Source organism: Escherichia sp. WS547, assembly GCF_046486065.1.
In the GTDB taxonomy this organism is placed as follows: domain Bacteria; phylum Pseudomonadota; class Gammaproteobacteria; order Enterobacterales; family Enterobacteriaceae; genus Escherichia; species Escherichia coli.
Map to the genome: position 1 here is coordinate 146,919 of NZ_JBJQMA010000006.1, position 14,782 is coordinate 161,700.

The 14,782-nt window shown below is 52.7% G+C and carries 16 protein-coding genes and 1 riboswitch; of the genes, 4 read left to right on the forward strand and 12 right to left on the reverse strand.

Translation table 11 applies throughout. The features are described from left to right. The first annotated feature begins 72 nt into the window (after positions 1-72). The 3 genes from ACJHWK_RS07630 to ACJHWK_RS07640 are packed head-to-tail and all read left to right on the forward strand — an operon-like array spanning position 73 to position 3,028. The gene (locus ACJHWK_RS07630) at positions 73-834 is read left to right on the forward strand and encodes an endonuclease/exonuclease/phosphatase family protein (RefSeq protein ID WP_001113348.1); all 762 of its coding nucleotides are present in this window, start codon (positions 73-75) and stop codon (positions 832-834) included. Beyond that, on the forward strand, positions 831-2,072 hold the full coding sequence (gene clsB, locus ACJHWK_RS07635; protein WP_000650323.1) for a cardiolipin synthase ClsB: 1,242 nt from the start codon (positions 831-833) through the stop codon (positions 2,070-2,072). The genes ACJHWK_RS07630 and clsB overlap by 4 nt, the downstream gene beginning before the upstream one ends. Next, positions 2,072-3,028 (forward strand): lysylphosphatidylglycerol synthase domain-containing protein, encoded by a 957-nt coding sequence (locus ACJHWK_RS07640; protein ID WP_410234812.1) that lies wholly within the window; start codon positions 2,072-2,074, stop codon positions 3,026-3,028. Before clsB ends, ACJHWK_RS07640 begins: the two co-directional genes overlap by 1 nt. A gap of 35 nt (positions 3,029-3,063) precedes the next feature. Here ACJHWK_RS07640 and ACJHWK_RS07645 read toward each other — a convergent pair whose 3' ends face one another. The 7 genes from ACJHWK_RS07645 to moaA form a co-directional block, all read right to left on the reverse strand. Continuing rightward, on the reverse strand, positions 3,064-3,453 hold the full coding sequence (locus ACJHWK_RS07645) for a hypothetical protein (protein ID WP_001522650.1): 390 nt from the start codon (positions 3,451-3,453) through the stop codon (positions 3,064-3,066). 204 nt (positions 3,454-3,657) lie between these two features. After that, positions 3,658-4,362: a Bax inhibitor-1/YccA family protein gene (locus ACJHWK_RS07650; RefSeq protein WP_001522649.1), complete on the reverse strand. Its 705-nt coding sequence runs from the start codon at positions 4,360-4,362 to the stop codon at positions 3,658-3,660. A gap of 136 nt (positions 4,363-4,498) precedes the next feature. After that, a complete protein-coding gene (moaE, locus tag ACJHWK_RS07655; RefSeq protein ID WP_000852287.1) occupies positions 4,499-4,951 on the reverse strand; it encodes a molybdopterin synthase catalytic subunit MoaE in 453 nt (150 codons plus the stop codon). A 1-nt stretch (position 4,952) separates the two neighbouring features. Continuing rightward, positions 4,953-5,198 carry a molybdopterin synthase sulfur carrier subunit gene (moaD, locus tag ACJHWK_RS07660; RefSeq protein ID WP_000598612.1) on the reverse strand — a complete coding sequence of 82 codons (246 nt, stop codon included), beginning with the start codon at positions 5,196-5,198 and terminating at the stop codon, positions 4,953-4,955. Then, on the reverse strand, positions 5,191-5,676 hold the full coding sequence (gene moaC, locus ACJHWK_RS07665; RefSeq protein WP_000080885.1) for a cyclic pyranopterin monophosphate synthase MoaC: 486 nt from the start codon (positions 5,674-5,676) through the stop codon (positions 5,191-5,193). Before moaC ends, moaD begins: the two co-directional genes overlap by 8 nt. Positions 5,677-5,678: 2 nt before the next feature. Beyond that, a complete protein-coding gene (gene moaB, locus ACJHWK_RS07670; protein ID WP_000084639.1) occupies positions 5,679-6,191 on the reverse strand; it encodes a molybdenum cofactor biosynthesis protein B in 513 nt (170 codons plus the stop codon). 21 nt (positions 6,192-6,212) lie between these two features. Next, complete coding sequence (gene moaA, locus ACJHWK_RS07675) at positions 6,213-7,202, reverse strand: GTP 3',8-cyclase MoaA (protein ID WP_001295301.1); 990 nt, start codon at positions 7,200-7,202, stop codon at positions 6,213-6,215. After that, a riboswitch (molybdenum cofactor riboswitch) is annotated at positions 7,190-7,334 on the reverse strand. (Overlaps the previous gene by 13 nt.) Positions 7,335-7,598: 264 nt before the next feature. On the opposite strand from moaA, the gene yvcK reads away from it, so the two are divergent. Then, complete coding sequence (gene yvcK, locus ACJHWK_RS07680; protein WP_001522645.1) at positions 7,599-8,507, forward strand: uridine diphosphate-N-acetylglucosamine-binding protein YvcK; 909 nt, start codon at positions 7,599-7,601, stop codon at positions 8,505-8,507. A 37-nt stretch (positions 8,508-8,544) separates the two neighbouring features. Here yvcK and uvrB read toward each other — a convergent pair whose 3' ends face one another. The 5 genes from uvrB to bioB all read right to left on the reverse strand — a co-directional run bounded on the left by uvrB (position 8,545) and on the right by bioB (position 14,748). Further along, entirely contained in the window at positions 8,545-10,566 is a 2,022-nt protein-coding gene (gene uvrB / locus ACJHWK_RS07685) for an excinuclease ABC subunit UvrB (RefSeq protein WP_000042533.1), read from the reverse strand. 578 nt (positions 10,567-11,144) lie between these two features. Then, positions 11,145-11,822 carry a dethiobiotin synthase gene (gene bioD, locus ACJHWK_RS07690; RefSeq protein WP_000044837.1) on the reverse strand — a complete coding sequence of 226 codons (678 nt, stop codon included), beginning with the start codon at positions 11,820-11,822 and terminating at the stop codon, positions 11,145-11,147. After that, on the reverse strand, positions 11,815-12,570 hold the full coding sequence (gene bioC, locus ACJHWK_RS07695) for a malonyl-ACP O-methyltransferase BioC (RefSeq protein ID WP_000246795.1): 756 nt from the start codon (positions 12,568-12,570) through the stop codon (positions 11,815-11,817). The genes bioD and bioC overlap by 8 nt, the downstream gene beginning before the upstream one ends. After that, the gene (gene bioF, locus ACJHWK_RS07700) at positions 12,557-13,711 is read right to left on the reverse strand and encodes an 8-amino-7-oxononanoate synthase (protein WP_021517032.1); all 1,155 of its coding nucleotides are present in this window, start codon (positions 13,709-13,711) and stop codon (positions 12,557-12,559) included. Before bioF ends, bioC begins: the two co-directional genes overlap by 14 nt. Then, positions 13,708-14,748, reverse strand: a complete 1,041-nt coding sequence (gene bioB / locus ACJHWK_RS07705; protein ID WP_000951213.1) for a biotin synthase BioB — start codon at positions 14,746-14,748, stop codon at positions 13,708-13,710. Before bioB ends, bioF begins: the two co-directional genes overlap by 4 nt. Positions 14,749-14,782: the final 34 nt, after the last annotated feature.

Genomic DNA, 14,782 nt, shown 5'->3' on the forward strand with positions numbered 1-14,782 from the left:
CCGTAAGACCGCACCTTTTTGTGACGCCGACTACACTATTTCAATGAGATAAGAGGCAAAGACAGGAAAATTATGCCCGATCAAACACAACAATTTTCGTTCAAGGTGCTCACCATCAACATTCACAAAGGCTTTACCGCGTTTAACCGACGCTTCATTTTGCCGGAACTTCGCGACGCCGTGCGTACCGTCAGCGCCGATATTGTTTGCCTGCAGGAAGTGATGGGCGCGCACGAAGTTCATCCGCTGCATGTGGAAAACTGGCCCGATACCTCGCACTACGAGTTTCTCGCCGACACTATGTGGAGCGATTTTGCCTACGGTCGCAATGCCGTATACCCGGAAGGGCATCACGGTAACGCCGTACTGTCGCGCTATCCCATTGAACATTATGAAAACCGCGATGTTTCGGTCGATGGTGCGGAAAAGCGCGGCGTGCTCTACTGCCGCATTGTGCCGCCGATGACCGGAAAAGCGATTCATGTAATGTGCGTACATTTGGGCCTGCGTGAGGCGCACCGTCAGGCGCAGCTTGCGATGCTCGCCGAATGGGTGAATGAGCTACCGGACGGCGAACCGGTATTGGTGGCGGGTGATTTCAATGACTGGCGGCAAAAAGCTAATCATCCGTTAAAAGTGCAGGCCGGACTGGATGAGATTTTTACCCGCGCCCACGGACGCCCGGCGCGCACGTTTCCGGTGCAATTTCCTCTACTACGACTGGACAGGATCTACGTCAAAAATGCCAGCGCCAGCGCGCCAACCGCGTTGCCGCTGCGGACATGGCGACACCTTTCTGATCATGCCCCTTTAAGTGCGGAGATTCATTTATGAAATGTAGCTGGCGCGAAGGCAATAAGATCCAGTTGCTGGAAAACGGCGAGCAATATTATCCCGCGGTGTTTAAGGCGATTGGCGAGGCACAAGAACGCATCATTCTTGAAACGTTTATCTGGTTTGAGGATGACGTCGGCAAACAACTGCATGCGGCACTACTGGCAGCAGCGCAACGCGGGGTAAAAGCGGAAGTCTTACTTGATGGCTACGGTTCGCCGGATCTCAGCGATGAGTTTGTCAATGAACTGACGGCCGCTGGCGTGGTGTTCCGCTACTACGATCCCCGCCCTCGCCTTTTTGGTATGCGCACCAATGTGTTTCGCCGGATGCATCGCAAAATTGTGGTGATCGACGCGCATATCGCCTTTATTGGCGGGCTGAATTACTCCGCCGAGCATATGTCCAGCTACGGTCCAGAGGCTAAACAGGATTACGCGGTGCGCCTTGAAGGGCCGATTGTCGAAGATATTCTGCAATTTGAACTGGAAAACCTGCCAGGACAGAGCGCGGCACGACGCTGGTGGCGACGTCATCACAAAGCGGAAGAGAACCGCCAGCCGGGAGAAGCGCAGGTATTGCTGGTCTGGCGCGATAACGAAGAACATCGCGATGATATTGAACGTCACTATCTGAAAATGCTCACTCAGGCACGGCGGGAAGTGATTATCGCCAACGCCTACTTCTTCCCCGGCTATCGATTTTTACACGCCTTGCGTAAAGCGGCACGGCGCGGGGTGCGGATCAAACTGATCATTCAGGGCGAACCGGATATGCCGATTGTCAGAGTCGGCGCGCGCTTGCTGTATAACTATCTGGTTAAAGGCGGCGTTCAGGTTTTTGAGTATCGCCGCCGCCCGCTCCACGGCAAAGTGGCGTTGATGGACGATCACTGGGCGACGGTAGGGTCCAGTAATCTCGATCCGCTCAGTTTGTCACTGAATCTCGAAGCAAATGTCATCATCCACGATCGTCATTTTAACCAGACGCTGCGCGATAATCTGAACGGCATTATCGCCGCAGACTGCCAGCAGGTGGATGAAACCATGCTGCCGAAACGCACCTGGTGGAATCTGACCAAAAGCGTGCTGGCCTTCCACTTTTTACGCCACTTCCCGGCGCTGGTCGGCTGGCTTCCGGCACACACACCACGTCTGGCGCAGGTTGACCCGCCCGCTCAGCCGACAATGGAAACGCAGGATCGGGTAGAAACTGAAAACACGGGGGTAAAACCCTGATGAGTAAATCACACCCACGCTGGCGCTTAGCAAAGAAGATCCTCACCTGGCTGTTTTTTATCGCGGTGATAGTGTTGCTGGTGGTCTACGCCAAAAAGGTGGACTGGGAAGAGGTCTGGAAGGTCATCCGCGACTACAATCGCGCTGCGTTGCTCAGTGCGGTCGGGCTGGTGGTCGTCAGTTATCTGATTTACGGCTGCTATGATCTGCTCGCCCGCTTTTACTGCGGTCACAAACTGGCGAAGCGCCAGGTGATGCTGGTGTCGTTTATCTGCTACGCCTTCAACCTGACGCTCAGTACCTGGGTCGGCGGCATTGGTATGCGCTATCGTTTGTACTCCCGGCTAGGGTTACCGGGCAGCACTATTACGCGGATTTTCTCGCTCAGTATTACCACCAACTGGCTGGGCTATATTTTACTGGCAGGGATTATCTTTACCGCAGGCGTGGTGGAGTTGCCGGATCACTGGTATGTCGATCAAACCACGCTGCGTATTCTCGGCATTGGCTTATTGATGATTATCGCGGTTTATTTGTGGTTTTGCGCTTTCGCGAAGCACCGCCATATGACCATCAAAGGACAAAAGCTGGTGCTGCCTTCATGGAAATTTGCCCTCGCCCAGATGCTGATTTCCAGCGTTAACTGGATGGTAATGCGGGCGATTATCTGGCTGTTACTTGGTCAAAGCGTGAACTATTTCTTTGTACTGGGCGTGTTACTGGTTAGTAGTATTGCTGGCGTCATCGTGCATATTCCGGCGGGGATTGGTGTGCTGGAAGCGGTATTTATCGCGCTACTGGCTGGGGAGCATACCTCGAAAGGGAGCATTATCGCCGCCCTGCTCGCTTATCGCGTCCTGTATTACTTTATCCCGCTGCTGCTGGCGCTGATCTGTTACCTGCTACTGGAAAGCCAGGCGAAGAAGCTACGAGCGAAAAATGAAGCGGCGATGTGAAGTTTAGTTAAGTTCTTTAGTATGTGCATTTACGACTAATGAAAAAAACGCGTATGCCTTTGCCAGACAAGCGTTATAGCTATAGCGGCAAGTATCCCAAAGAAGCCGATAAAATAGTAATAGAGTGTTAATGCACCTGTAAAAGCGCAACGAACCGGACTCCACAACTCTTCGCTATGGCATTTTCCTGCCAGTTCAAGGAGCTTATTTCGTCCATGCGAGATAATGCCTGACCATAACACTATCATTAAGCAACTTATTACCCAAACGGGTCGTTCACTCATTAATGCGGCATTCATGATGATCACCAGGACCAGCCCTGCGGTTGCCACCATACCCAAAGCGGTAATGAGCCATATACCGTTTAATATCCTGGCCTCGTGCTGAAAATCTAATTTATTGCTGTTTTGCGAGTATGATTCCATTCTTTTAGTTGTCCCTAGAAAAAATATTAATATTCACCATCAATAAATTTAAAACCACGCATACAAAATACTTTTGTATTTATGGATACGGAAAACACTTCCGCTCGGCCATAAGGCATATTTTATACCTGGTACTTGTTAAGTGTCGTTTTTAGTAAGAAAAAAATCCCGACACATGGCCGGGATATTGATGGTGAAAAAGAATTAACGGCGGTTGCCGAAGATCCGCAGCAACATCAGGAACAGGTTGATGAAGTCCAGATACAAGGTTAACGCGCCAAGAATGGAATATTTGCGCAGGTTCGACGTGTCGCGGGTATCAATCTGCTCACCCATATTTTTCAATTTCTGAGTGTCATACGCCGTCAATCCGACAAAGACAATCACGCTGATGTAGGTGACTGCCCACATCAATGCTTCGCTTTTCAGCCAGAAGTTGACCAGCGATGCCAGCACAATGCCGATTAACGCCATAAACAGCATATTGCCAAAGCCGCTTAGATCGCGCTTCGTGGTGTAACCGTACAGGCTCATTGCGCCAAACATCCCGGCAGTAACGACGAAAGTACTGGCGATAGAAGCAGCGGTATAGACAATGAAAATACTGGAAAGCGTAAGACCCGTCAGCGCCGAATAAAGCATAAAGAGCATCGTCGTTACACCTGCGCTCAGCTTTTGAATCATCGCTGATAACACAATAACCAATGCTAATTGCGCGATGATCAGACCGATTAAAAAGACACGGTTAGTGAACAACAGCTCCATCACGGCCGCGGAATTAGCCGCATACCAGGCAACAAATGCGGTCAGCAACAAGCCAACGGTCATCCAGCCATAGACTTGCGCCATATAAGTTTGCAAGCCAGCCCGGAGTTGTACAATTGAATCAGAACGTGGGAATCTGTCCATGACGATCTCCTGAAGATATAAGGAATATCTTAAGGATACTGCAAAATGATGAGGCTGTGCATCGACGCAGCGTAAACACATGTACTGAGCGGTGAAATTGCCGGACGCAGCTGTGCCTTATCCGGCTAACAAAAAACTACCAGCGTTTTGCCGCCTGCTGATCGCTCTCCCGGGCTTCGACCCAGCGGTCGCCTTCCGGCGTGGCTTCGCGCTTCCAGAACGGTGCGCGGGTTTTGAGATAATCCATAATAAACTGCCCGGCTTCAAACGCACTGCTGCGATGCGCACTGGTGACACCGACAAAAACGATTTCATCGCCCGGCCATAATTCCCCGATGCGGTGAATCACCGTGACGCGCCCCAGCGGCCAGCGGTTACGCGCTTCATCGACAATTTCTGCCAGTGCTTTTTCAGTCATCCCCGGATAGTGTTCGAGGGTTAATGCTTTGACGCTGTCGCCAAGGTTATGGTTGCGCACCTTACCGGTAAAGGTGACTACCGCACCGTCTTCATCACGCTCCGCCAGCCACGGATACTCTTCTCCTACGCTGAATGGCTGCGGGCCGACAACAATTTTGGTTTCTGCCATCTTAACCTCCGGTTACCGGCGGGAAGAAAGCCACTTCGTCGCCGTCAGTCAGCGGATGGTCAAAACTCACCAGCGTCTGGTTGACGGCAGCCAGCAATTTGCCATCTTCCAGCGCCAGCGCCCAGCGATCGCTCTGCGCAGCCAGATGTTGGCGTAACGCTTCAACGGTTGGGAAATCTGCAGCCACTTCGGTTGCATCTGTTCCCACCAACTCGCGCACCTGGGCGAAAAAAAGAACTTTAATCATCCGCTTCCACCTTAAAGTCACCCGACTTGCCGCCACTCTTCGCCAGCAAACGTACCGGACCAATTACCATATCTTTTTGCACCGCTTTGCACATGTCATAAATGGTCAGCGCCGCCACGGAGGCCGCGGTTAACGCTTCCATTTCGACACCGGTTTTCCCGGTCAGGCGGCATAAGGTTTCTATACGTACCCGATTGTGCTCCGGCTCGGCCTGTAAATTGACTTCAACTTTGCTGAGCATCAGCGGGTGACACAGCGGGATCAGATCCCAGGTGCGTTTTGCCGCCTGAATACCGGCGATACGCGCAGTGGCAAATACGTCGCCTTTGTGGTGGCGACCATCAATAATCATCGCCAGCGTCTCGCTGCGCATGGTGACAAAGGCTTCGGCGCGCGCTTCACGCACGGTTTCCGCTTTGGCGGAGACATCCACCATGTGCGCTTCGCCAGCGGCGTTGATATGGGTCAGTTGCGACATACTTATTTCTTCAAATGTGGATGGAAATTACACGGACGCGTACGGGCATCGAGCTGCGGCGCAATGATATTTTCCCATGCGGTACGGCACGCTTTGGTCGAACCCGGCATGGCGAAAATCAGCGTTTTGTTAGCGACGCCCGCTACCGCACGAGATTGCAACGTGGAAGTGCCAATCTCTTCGAACGACAACATCCGGAACACTTCACCAAAACCTTCAACTTCACGGTCGAACAACGGCAGCAGCGCTTCGGGAGCCTGATCTCCTTCCGTCAGGCCAGTCCCCCCCGTAATCAATACCACTTGTACATCGTCGCTGGCGATCCACGCAGATACCTGAGCGCGAATAGCGTAGCGGTTTTCTTTCACAATGGCTTTATCGACAACGTGATGGCCCGCTTCCTGCGCCGAATCGCGCAGATAGTGACCGGAGGTATCGTCTTCTTCACCACGACGATTAGAAACCGTAAGAATAGCAATACGGGTCGGGATAAATTCAGTGCTTACCTGACTCATCTGATCTCTCCTTTTGACGTTTTAGCCGCCAATGTACGATAAGTTTTGCGTAATACCGGTGTTGTTTTGGTGCAGGAAATGGGTCTGTTTCTTCTCCCGCAGCGCCGCTGAAATACGCGCTTCCAGCGCCTGTTGCTGGGTATCGTCTTCCAGCAGATCGCGCAGGTTAACGCCGCCTTCACCAAACAGGCAGAGATGGAGTTTACCAATGGAGGAAACGCGCAGGCGGTTGCAAGTGGCGCAGAAGTCTTTTTCATACGGCATGATAAGGCCAATCTCTCCGGCGTAATCCGGATGACAAAAGACTTGCGCGGGACCGTCGCTGCGTTGACGTAATTGGTGGATCCAGCCGCGACGCAGTAGCTCGTCACGCAGAACCTGACCAGAGATGTGATGCTTACGGAAGAGCTCGCTGCCCTCGCCCGTTTCCATCAATTCGATGAAACGCAGCTGGATAGGGCGATGCTGGATCCAGTTCAGAAAGGTGTCGAGCTGATGATGATTAACATCACGCATCAGCACGGTATTGACTTTGACCTTCTCAAAACCGGCCTCAAATGCAGCATCGATCCCTGCCATGACCTGGTTGAATTTATCCTGCCCGGTAATGGCATGAAACTGGCGAGCGTCAAGGCTATCAACGCTGACGTTGATGCCAGTAAGTCCCGCATCGCGCCAGTTCGCCACATCGCGTTCCAGACGGTAACCATTGGTGGTGACCGCAATCTGGCGGATAGCGTCGTTTTCCCGCACAGCGGCGATGATATCGGTAAAGTCGCGGCGTAAAGACGGCTCACCGCCTGTCAGGCGCACTTTTTCGGTGCCCAGACTGGCAAAGGCGCGCGTAACCCGGCGAATTTCATCGACGGTAAGAAAGCCTTTATTGGTGACGCCGCTCGGTTTGTAGCCATCCGGCAGGCAGTAGGTGCAACGAAAGTTACACACATCAGTAATCGACAGGCGCAAGTAGTAAAACTTACGCGCAAATGCATCAGTCAGTTGTGAAGCCATGTACACCTTTCCAGATACGGGAGGCGAAGTCATTTCTTCCTTCGCCCTGGTGGCAATCTTTACGAGCATTGTCACGGCCAAAGCACCGTATCAGTTGACCCAGGTGCAGAGGCTAGAGTGTTTAGTGGTTAAGCCGATACTAGCGCGTAAATGAGATTTTTACCATCCACACTTTCGCTATGTAATCATGTATATAGCGTCATGATCGTGCTATTTCGCTACAGAATAAGGGAAAATGGCGGTTTTACTTTGATATACATCATCAGAGAGGCATAGCGTGCATCGTCCTTTAGAGGTAGAAGAAAATAGTTTGTATCCTCAATATTGGCAGGTTAATTGCTGTTTCCCCGCAATTTGCGCTACTGTAGCGCGGATAATCTGACTCCAGGAAACTATATGCGCAATCGTACGCTGGCTGACCTTGATCGTGTCGTTGCTCTCGGCGGAGGGCATGGACTGGGACGCGTTCTCTCATCACTTTCGTCTTTGGGTTCTCGTTTAACGGGTATCGTCACCACCACGGATAATGGTGGCTCGACGGGGCGTATTCGCCGCTCAGAAGGCGGTATTGCCTGGGGCGATATGCGTAACTGCCTCAACCAGCTGATAACTGAACCCAGCGTCGCTTCCGCAATGTTTGAATATCGTTTCGGCGGTAATGGCGAACTTTCCGGGCACAACCTTGGAAACCTGATGCTGAAGGCACTGGATCACCTTAGCGTGCGACCTCTTGAAGCGATCAATCTGATTCGCAATCTGCTGAAAGTGGACGCACATTTGATTCCGATGTCGGAGCATCCGGTGGATCTAATGGCGATTGACGATCAGGGGCATGAAGTATACGGCGAGGTCAATATCGACCAGTTAACTACGCCGATTCAGGAGTTACTGTTAACGCCGAATGTACCCGCAACGCGTGAGGCTGTTCACGCTATCAGTGAAGCGGATCTCATCATTATTGGGCCTGGCAGTTTTTATACCAGCCTGATGCCAATTCTGCTGCTGAATGAAATCGCACAAGCATTACGCCGCACGCCAGCGCCGATGGTCTATATCGGCAATCTGGGGCGTGAGTTGAGTTTACCTGCGGCTAATTTGAAGCTGGAAAGCAAGCTGGCAATTATGGAGCAGTATGTCGGTAAAAAGGTCATTGATGCGGTCATCGTCGGGCCAAAAGTGGATGTCTCGGCGGTGAAAGAGCGGATTGTGATTCAGGAGGTACTGGAGGCCAGCGATATTCCGTATCGTCATGACCGCCAGTTGTTACATAACGCGCTGGAAAAGGCATTACAGGCTTTAGGTTAACACGAAGCCGGAAGAATATTCCGGCTTCGTCATCTTGTCACGACGCGGCAATAAACAACTCACGCAGCTGATGCAACTGGTCACGAATTTGCGCCGCTTCTTCGAACTCCAGATTTTGCGCGTGTTGCATCATCAGCCCTTCCAGTTCATGGATTTTCTGCTGTAACGCTTTCGGCGACATATCCATCGGCACATTATCCGGCTCAACAATCGGTCGCGATTTTCCTCTGCCCTTCGCTTTGGTTTTAGCAATGTTCTGCCCCAGCGCCAGGATATCGACCACTTTCTTGTTCAAGCCCTGCGGCGTAATACCGTGTTCCTCGTTGTACTTCTGCTGTTTCTCGCGACGACGTTCGGTTTCGCCAATCGCTTTCGCCATTGACGGGGTGATCTTATCGCCGTAGAGAATCGCTTTACCGTTAACGTTACGCGCCGCACGACCAATAGTCTGGATCAACGAACGTTCGGAACGTAGGAAGCCTTCTTTGTCAGCGTCGAGGATCGCCACCAGCGACACTTCCGGCATATCCAGACCTTCGCGCAGTAAGTTGATCCCTACCAGCACGTCGAACTCACCCAGACGCAAGTCGCGGATAATCTCCATACGCTCGACGGTGTCGATATCGGAGTGAAGATAACGCACGCGCTCGCCGTGTTCTTCGAGATATTCCGTGAGATCTTCCGCCATTCGCTTGGTCAGAGTTGTAACCAGTACGCGTTCGTTAATTGCCGCTCGCTGACGAATCTCCGAAAGAAGATCATCAACCTGTGTCGCCACCGGCCGCACTTCAATTATCGGGTCAAGCAATCCGGTTGGACGCACCACCTGATCCACCACATCGCCGCCGGATTTTTCCAGCTCGTAATTACCCGGCGTCGCCGAAACATAGATGGTTTGCGGCGCTAATGCTTCGAACTCTTCAAATTTCAGCGGACGGTTATCCAGCGCTGATGGCAGGCGGAAGCCGTACTCCACCAGCGTCTCTTTACGCGCCCGGTCACCGCGATACATGCCGCCAATTTGCGGAATGGTGACGTGTGATTCATCGACCACCAGCAGCCCATCGGCAGGCAGGTAATCAAACAGCGTCGGCGGTGGCTCACCCGGTCCACGACCGGAGAGGAAGCGCGAGTAGTTCTCAATCCCGGAACAGTAGCCCAGCTCGTTCATCATCTCCAGATCAAACTGGGTACGCTGGGTCAGCCGCTGCTCTTCAAGCAACTTGTTGTTCTCCAACAGCACTTTGCGTCTGGCGGCCAGTTCTTCTTTGATCTCTTCCATCGCCTGTACGATGCGCTCGCGCGGCGTGACGTAGTGCGTTTTCGGGTAGATGGTAAAACGTGGAATAGTGGAAACAATCTGCCCGGTGAGCGGGTCAAATAACGACAATCGTTCCACTTCCTCGTCAAACAGCTCCACGCGAAGTGCAATGTCATCCGATTCTGCCGGGAAGATATCAATCACCTCACCACGAACGCGGAAAGTACCACGCTGGAATGCCTGATCATTACGAGCGTATTGCAGCTCCGCCAGTCGGCGCAGGATCGCGCGCTGATCGATAATCATGCCGACCGTGAGATGGAGCATCATCTTGAGATATAAATCAGGATCGCCCAGACCATAAATCGCGGAAACAGACGCCACCACAACCACATCACGCCGCTCCAGCATCGCTTTGGTGGCGGACAAACGCATCTGTTCAATATGTTCGTTAACCGAGGCATCTTTCTCAATGAAGGTGTCGGAACTCGGTACATAGGCTTCCGGCTGATAGTAGTCGTAGTAGGAGACGAAATATTCCACCGCGTTTTCCGGGAAGAACTCTTTCATTTCGCCATACAACTGGGCCGCCAGCGTTTTGTTGGGCGCAAGTACCATGGTAGGGCGCTGAAGATCAGCAATGACATTGGCAATGGTGAAGGTTTTCCCGGAGCCAGTCACGCCAAGTAACGTCTGGTGCGCCAGGCCATCTTCCAGCCCCTCTTCGAGACGTCGAATCGCCTCTGGCTGATCGCCAGAAGGTTTAAAAGCGGAATTCAGTTTGAACGGTTTACTCATGAGTCGCTACCTGAAGGAGTTGGGCGGGCAGGTATGTAATTTTACTCGTCGTACTTAATTATGCCAACAAATTATACTGGATAAAAAAACAGTTCCTCACCATAATATTTCTGTTACAGCGTAAACTCCGCTGTCAATCATGAGCAAAATTTACTCTGTGACGAGATAAAACTCCGGCCTTACCGGGTTATCCCCAAAGCAACGGCTTTTTTAACATTTGTCAAGATGAGTGATGACAGTTTTATGGCAAGAGATGCCTCTTCAGTGACTGCCATTGCAATTATCTAACCAGTTAAAAAATAAAAGATATTTCTTTGAGCCGTCTTTAACGCCAATTCGCGTGCAAGCCGCGTATTCTCTCGCTTGCCTCGTGTTTTCTAACTCTAATACACATGGTTATCCACAGGAATAGTGGATAACTGTCTGCAGCCCCTATCCCCCGCCGCCTGGGCAATTCCCACATACATCGCATGATGCGGAAGTAAAATTTTTTTCGTGATTATTTTAGAATTTAATTGGTTAAATTGCAGTCAATCGAAGACGCGATCTCGCTCGCAATTTAACCAAATACAGGATGGCTACAACAAGGCAAGGTTTATGTACTTTCCGGTTGCCGCATTTTCTGGATTTTCTGCAAGCCAGGGGATCTCTCCCAGCAGCGGCGCGGGAATCATGCGGGTGAGCGTGGTCATATATTCAGCGTGACGTTTTCCCGGAGGCGTGACATCATTCGCCACCCAACCCGCCAGAGTCAGCCCGGCGTGTTGTATTGCCTGTGCCGTCAACATCGCGTGATTAATACAGCCGAGTTTCACACCAACTACCAGTATCACCGGCAGTTGTTCCTGTGTTACCCAATCTGCAAAAGTGAAAGTGTCAGAAAGCGGCGTAAACCAGCCGCCAGCACCTTCCACTAACACCCAGTCAGCCTGTTGTTCAAGCGCGCGTAATCCGGCGCTCATTACCAATGATTCTATCGGCCTGCCCTCTTGTGCGCTGATGATGTGCGGCGAAGTGGGTTCTGCGAAGGTGTAAGGATTTACCGTTGCGTAATCCAGCTGCAGGCTGCTGTTGCGCTGTAACGCCAGCGCGTCACTATTACGTAAGCCTTCCGGGGTCTTTTCGCTGCCAGAGGCGACCGGTTTATAACCTGCCGTCCGATAACCTGCTGCCTTCGCGGCTTGTAAAAGTGCACAACTGGCGACAGTTTTCCCCACTTCGGTATCCGTTCCGGTGACAAAATAACGTTTACTCACGAGCAATCACTCCCAAAAAAAGATGATACGTCAGAGGATATCGCCCCTGTTGTTGCGGCCATGCCAGTTGCAATCGCTGCAACTGCGAACGCGTTAATATTCGTGGGTAGCGCCCTTCATGAAGATGCGTGGCACCGATGCCTTTCAGCGAACGCATAGCACTGAGCGCATCATCAAACCACAGCGTGATGGGCTGAATATGATGTTGATAATGCACTCCGTTCAGCGACTGTTCGATTTCATCTGGCGGTAAAAAGCGATTAGCATGCGGGCGCTCGTCCACCGCCTGCCACGCCTGATGTAATTCAGGGAGCGATCCCTGCACCAGCGTGGTAAACGCGACCACGCCTCCGGGGCGCACCACCCGATACAGCTCGCGAAGTGCCGTGGATAAATTACCGCACCACTGCACCGCGAGATTGCTCCATGCAAGATCGAACGTCGCAGTCGCTAACGGCAGGGATTCGATATCTCCCGCCAGATAATGGTCTGCGGCATCTTTATGGCGTGCCTGAACAAGCATTGGCGGCGAGAGATCTAACGCCGTCACCTGCGCGTGACGCTCTCTCCAATGGCGGCTCATCCAGCCAGGTCCACAACCCGCGTCCAGTACGTGGGTGTATTTACGCTGTGGGAGCATTGCCAGTAAGACGTCAGCACTCTGGCGCTGTAACTCTGCGTGTTGCTCATAGTGCGCGGCTGCCCGACCAAATGCCGCTGCAATGGCTTGTTTATTAACCGTTGCCATGCAGCACCTCCAGCAGACGGTCGATATCCTGCATTTCATGCGCGGCGGTTAGTGTTAAGCGCAGTCGCGCAGTACCAGCAGGTACGGTTGGCGGGCGAATCGCCGTGACCCAGCAGCCTTGCTGGCGCAGTTTTTCTGCCAGTTGTAACGCACGGCTGTTATCACCAACAATCAATGGCTGGATGGCGCTGCATGAATCAGCAAGCGTAAACGGCAAATCCTGTACTCCGGCACGAAAACGCGTAATGAGTGCCGCCAGTTTTTCGCGCCGTGCATCACCCTCATCACTGCGAATGACCGCCAGCGATGCACGTAATGCCTGCGCCTGAGCGGGCGGCATACTGGTGCTGTAGATAAGATGGCGGGCGAATTGCAGCAGATAATCCGCCACCGTACTGGAGCAAAGCACCGCTGCCCCGCTGACGCCAAATCCTTTGCCAAAAGTCACCACCAGCAATTCTGGTTTTACCTTTTGCAGCCAGCAGCTGCCACGCCCCTGCTCCCCGATAACGCCCGTGCCGTGGGCATCATCGACCATCAACCAGCCATTGTGCTGTTGCGTTACTTGCTGGATTTCCGCCAGTGGCGCACTATCGCCGTCCATGCTGAACACGCCTTCTGTCACCACCAGTTGCTGCCCCGGACAGGGGGAAGCAAGCAGTCGCGCCAGATGAGCGACATCGTTATGGGTAAAACGTCGAAGCTGCGACGGGCTTAAACTGGCAGCCTCCAGCAATGAGGCATGGCTAAGCCGGTCGGCAACAATACGGTCCTCTTTCGCCATCATCGCGGCAATGACCGCCTGATTAGCGGCAAAACCAGAGATAAACAGCAGTGCCCGCGAATAGCCCAGCCACTCGGCCAGTTCTTCTTCCAGCGCCTGATGTGCCACGCTATAACCGCTGACGTGACCGGAGCCGCCGCTACCGACGCCAAATTGCTCCGCACTCTGCTTCCAGGCACGGATAATTTGCGGATGATGGCTTAAACCTAAATAATCGTTACTGGAAAAGTTCAGATACTGGCGATCGTCCGCCACCAGCCAGCGTCCGGCCCCTTGCGCCACCGGATAACGGCGACGCAGGGCATCGGCAGCACGCCGCGCATCGAGCGCCGCGTTGATTTTCTCCTGCCAGCTCATAGTGCTGCCGCGTTGTAATATTCGTCAGTGTCCGGGGTCATCAGTGCCTGCTCCAGACGCTGCTGTTGTTCGTTATCCCCTGCCAGCACGGCAGTTTGCTGCGGATTTAGCCCCAGTTTGCGGAACAGTTGCAGGTCTTTATCTTCTTCCGGATTCGGCGTAGTCAGCAGTTTGCAACCGTAGAAAATTGAGTTAGCCCCGGCCATAAAGCACATCGCCTGAGTCTGTTCATTCATCTGCTCGCGTCCGGCAGAAAGGCGCACGTATGAGGTCGGCATCATGATCCGCGCTACGGCAATGGTGCGAATAAAATCAAAGGCATCGACATCATCGTTATCCGCCAGCGGTGTGCCTTTCACCTTCACCAGCATATTGATTGGCACGCTTTCCGGCGGCGTCGGCAGGTTTGCCAGTTGCAGTAATAATCCGGCGCGATCTTTTACCGTTTCGCCTAAGCCCACAATGCCACCTGAGCAGACTTTGATCCCGGCATCGCGCACTTTTTCCAGCGTATCGAGGCGTTCCTGATAAGTGCGTGTGGTGATGATATTGCCGTAAAACTCCGGCGAGGTGTCGAGGTTGTGGTTGTAGTAATCCAGCCCGGCGTTCGCAAGGCGCTGCGCCTGAGATTCACTCAACGTACCCAGCGTCATACACGCCTCCAGGCCCATCGCTTTTACCCCCTGCACCATCTGCTCCAGATAGGGCATGTCGCGTTCGTGGGGATTCTTCCACGCCGCGCCCATACAGAAACGTGTCGATCCCGCCGCTTTCGCTTTTCGCGCCGACTCCAGCACCTGTTCAACTTCCATCAACCGCTCGGCTTCCAGCCCGGTTTTATAGCGCGAGCTTTGCGGGCAATATTTGCAATCTTCCGGACAAGCTCCGGTCTTAATTGACAGCAAAGTGCTGACCTGCACCTGACGTGGATCGAAATGCTGACGATGCACCTGCTGCGCTTCAAACAGCAGATCCAGCAACGGTTTTTCAAATAATTCTGTGACTTGCGACAATGTCCAGCGTGGGCGGTGAGCCATGGGGCTTCTCCAAAACGTGTTTTTTGTTGTTAAT

Excerpts from the sequence above, each read along its gene's own strand:
- ACJHWK_RS07630 (WP_001113348.1), top strand. The coding sequence starts at position 73 with ATGCCCGATCAAACACAACAATTTTCGTTCAAGGTGCTCACCATCAAC.
- clsB (WP_000650323.1), top strand. The coding sequence starts at position 831 with ATGAAATGTAGCTGGCGCGAAGGCAATAAGATCCAGTTGCTGGAAAAC.
- ACJHWK_RS07640 (WP_410234812.1), top strand. The coding sequence starts at position 2,072 with ATGAGTAAATCACACCCACGCTGGCGCTTAGCAAAGAAGATCCTCACC.
- ACJHWK_RS07645 (WP_001522650.1), bottom strand. The coding sequence starts at position 3,453 with ATGGAATCATACTCGCAAAACAGCAATAAATTAGATTTTCAGCACGAG.
- ACJHWK_RS07650 (WP_001522649.1), bottom strand. The coding sequence starts at position 4,362 with ATGGACAGATTCCCACGTTCTGATTCAATTGTACAACTCCGGGCTGGC.
- moaE (WP_000852287.1), bottom strand. The coding sequence starts at position 4,951 with ATGGCAGAAACCAAAATTGTTGTCGGCCCGCAGCCATTCAGCGTAGGA.
- moaD (WP_000598612.1), bottom strand. The coding sequence starts at position 5,198 with ATGATTAAAGTTCTTTTTTTCGCCCAGGTGCGCGAGTTGGTGGGAACA.
- moaC (WP_000080885.1), bottom strand. The coding sequence starts at position 5,676 with ATGTCGCAACTGACCCATATCAACGCCGCTGGCGAAGCGCACATGGTG.
- moaB (WP_000084639.1), bottom strand. The coding sequence starts at position 6,191 with ATGAGTCAGGTAAGCACTGAATTTATCCCGACCCGTATTGCTATTCTT.
- moaA (WP_001295301.1), bottom strand. The coding sequence starts at position 7,202 with ATGGCTTCACAACTGACTGATGCATTTGCGCGTAAGTTTTACTACTTG.
- yvcK (WP_001522645.1), top strand. The coding sequence starts at position 7,599 with ATGCGCAATCGTACGCTGGCTGACCTTGATCGTGTCGTTGCTCTCGGC.
- uvrB (WP_000042533.1), bottom strand. The coding sequence starts at position 10,566 with ATGAGTAAACCGTTCAAACTGAATTCCGCTTTTAAACCTTCTGGCGAT.
- bioC (WP_000246795.1), bottom strand. The coding sequence starts at position 12,570 with ATGGCAACGGTTAATAAACAAGCCATTGCAGCGGCATTTGGTCGGGCA.
- bioF (WP_021517032.1), bottom strand. The coding sequence starts at position 13,711 with ATGAGCTGGCAGGAGAAAATCAACGCGGCGCTCGATGCGCGGCGTGCT.
- bioB (WP_000951213.1), bottom strand. The coding sequence starts at position 14,748 with ATGGCTCACCGCCCACGCTGGACATTGTCGCAAGTCACAGAATTATTT.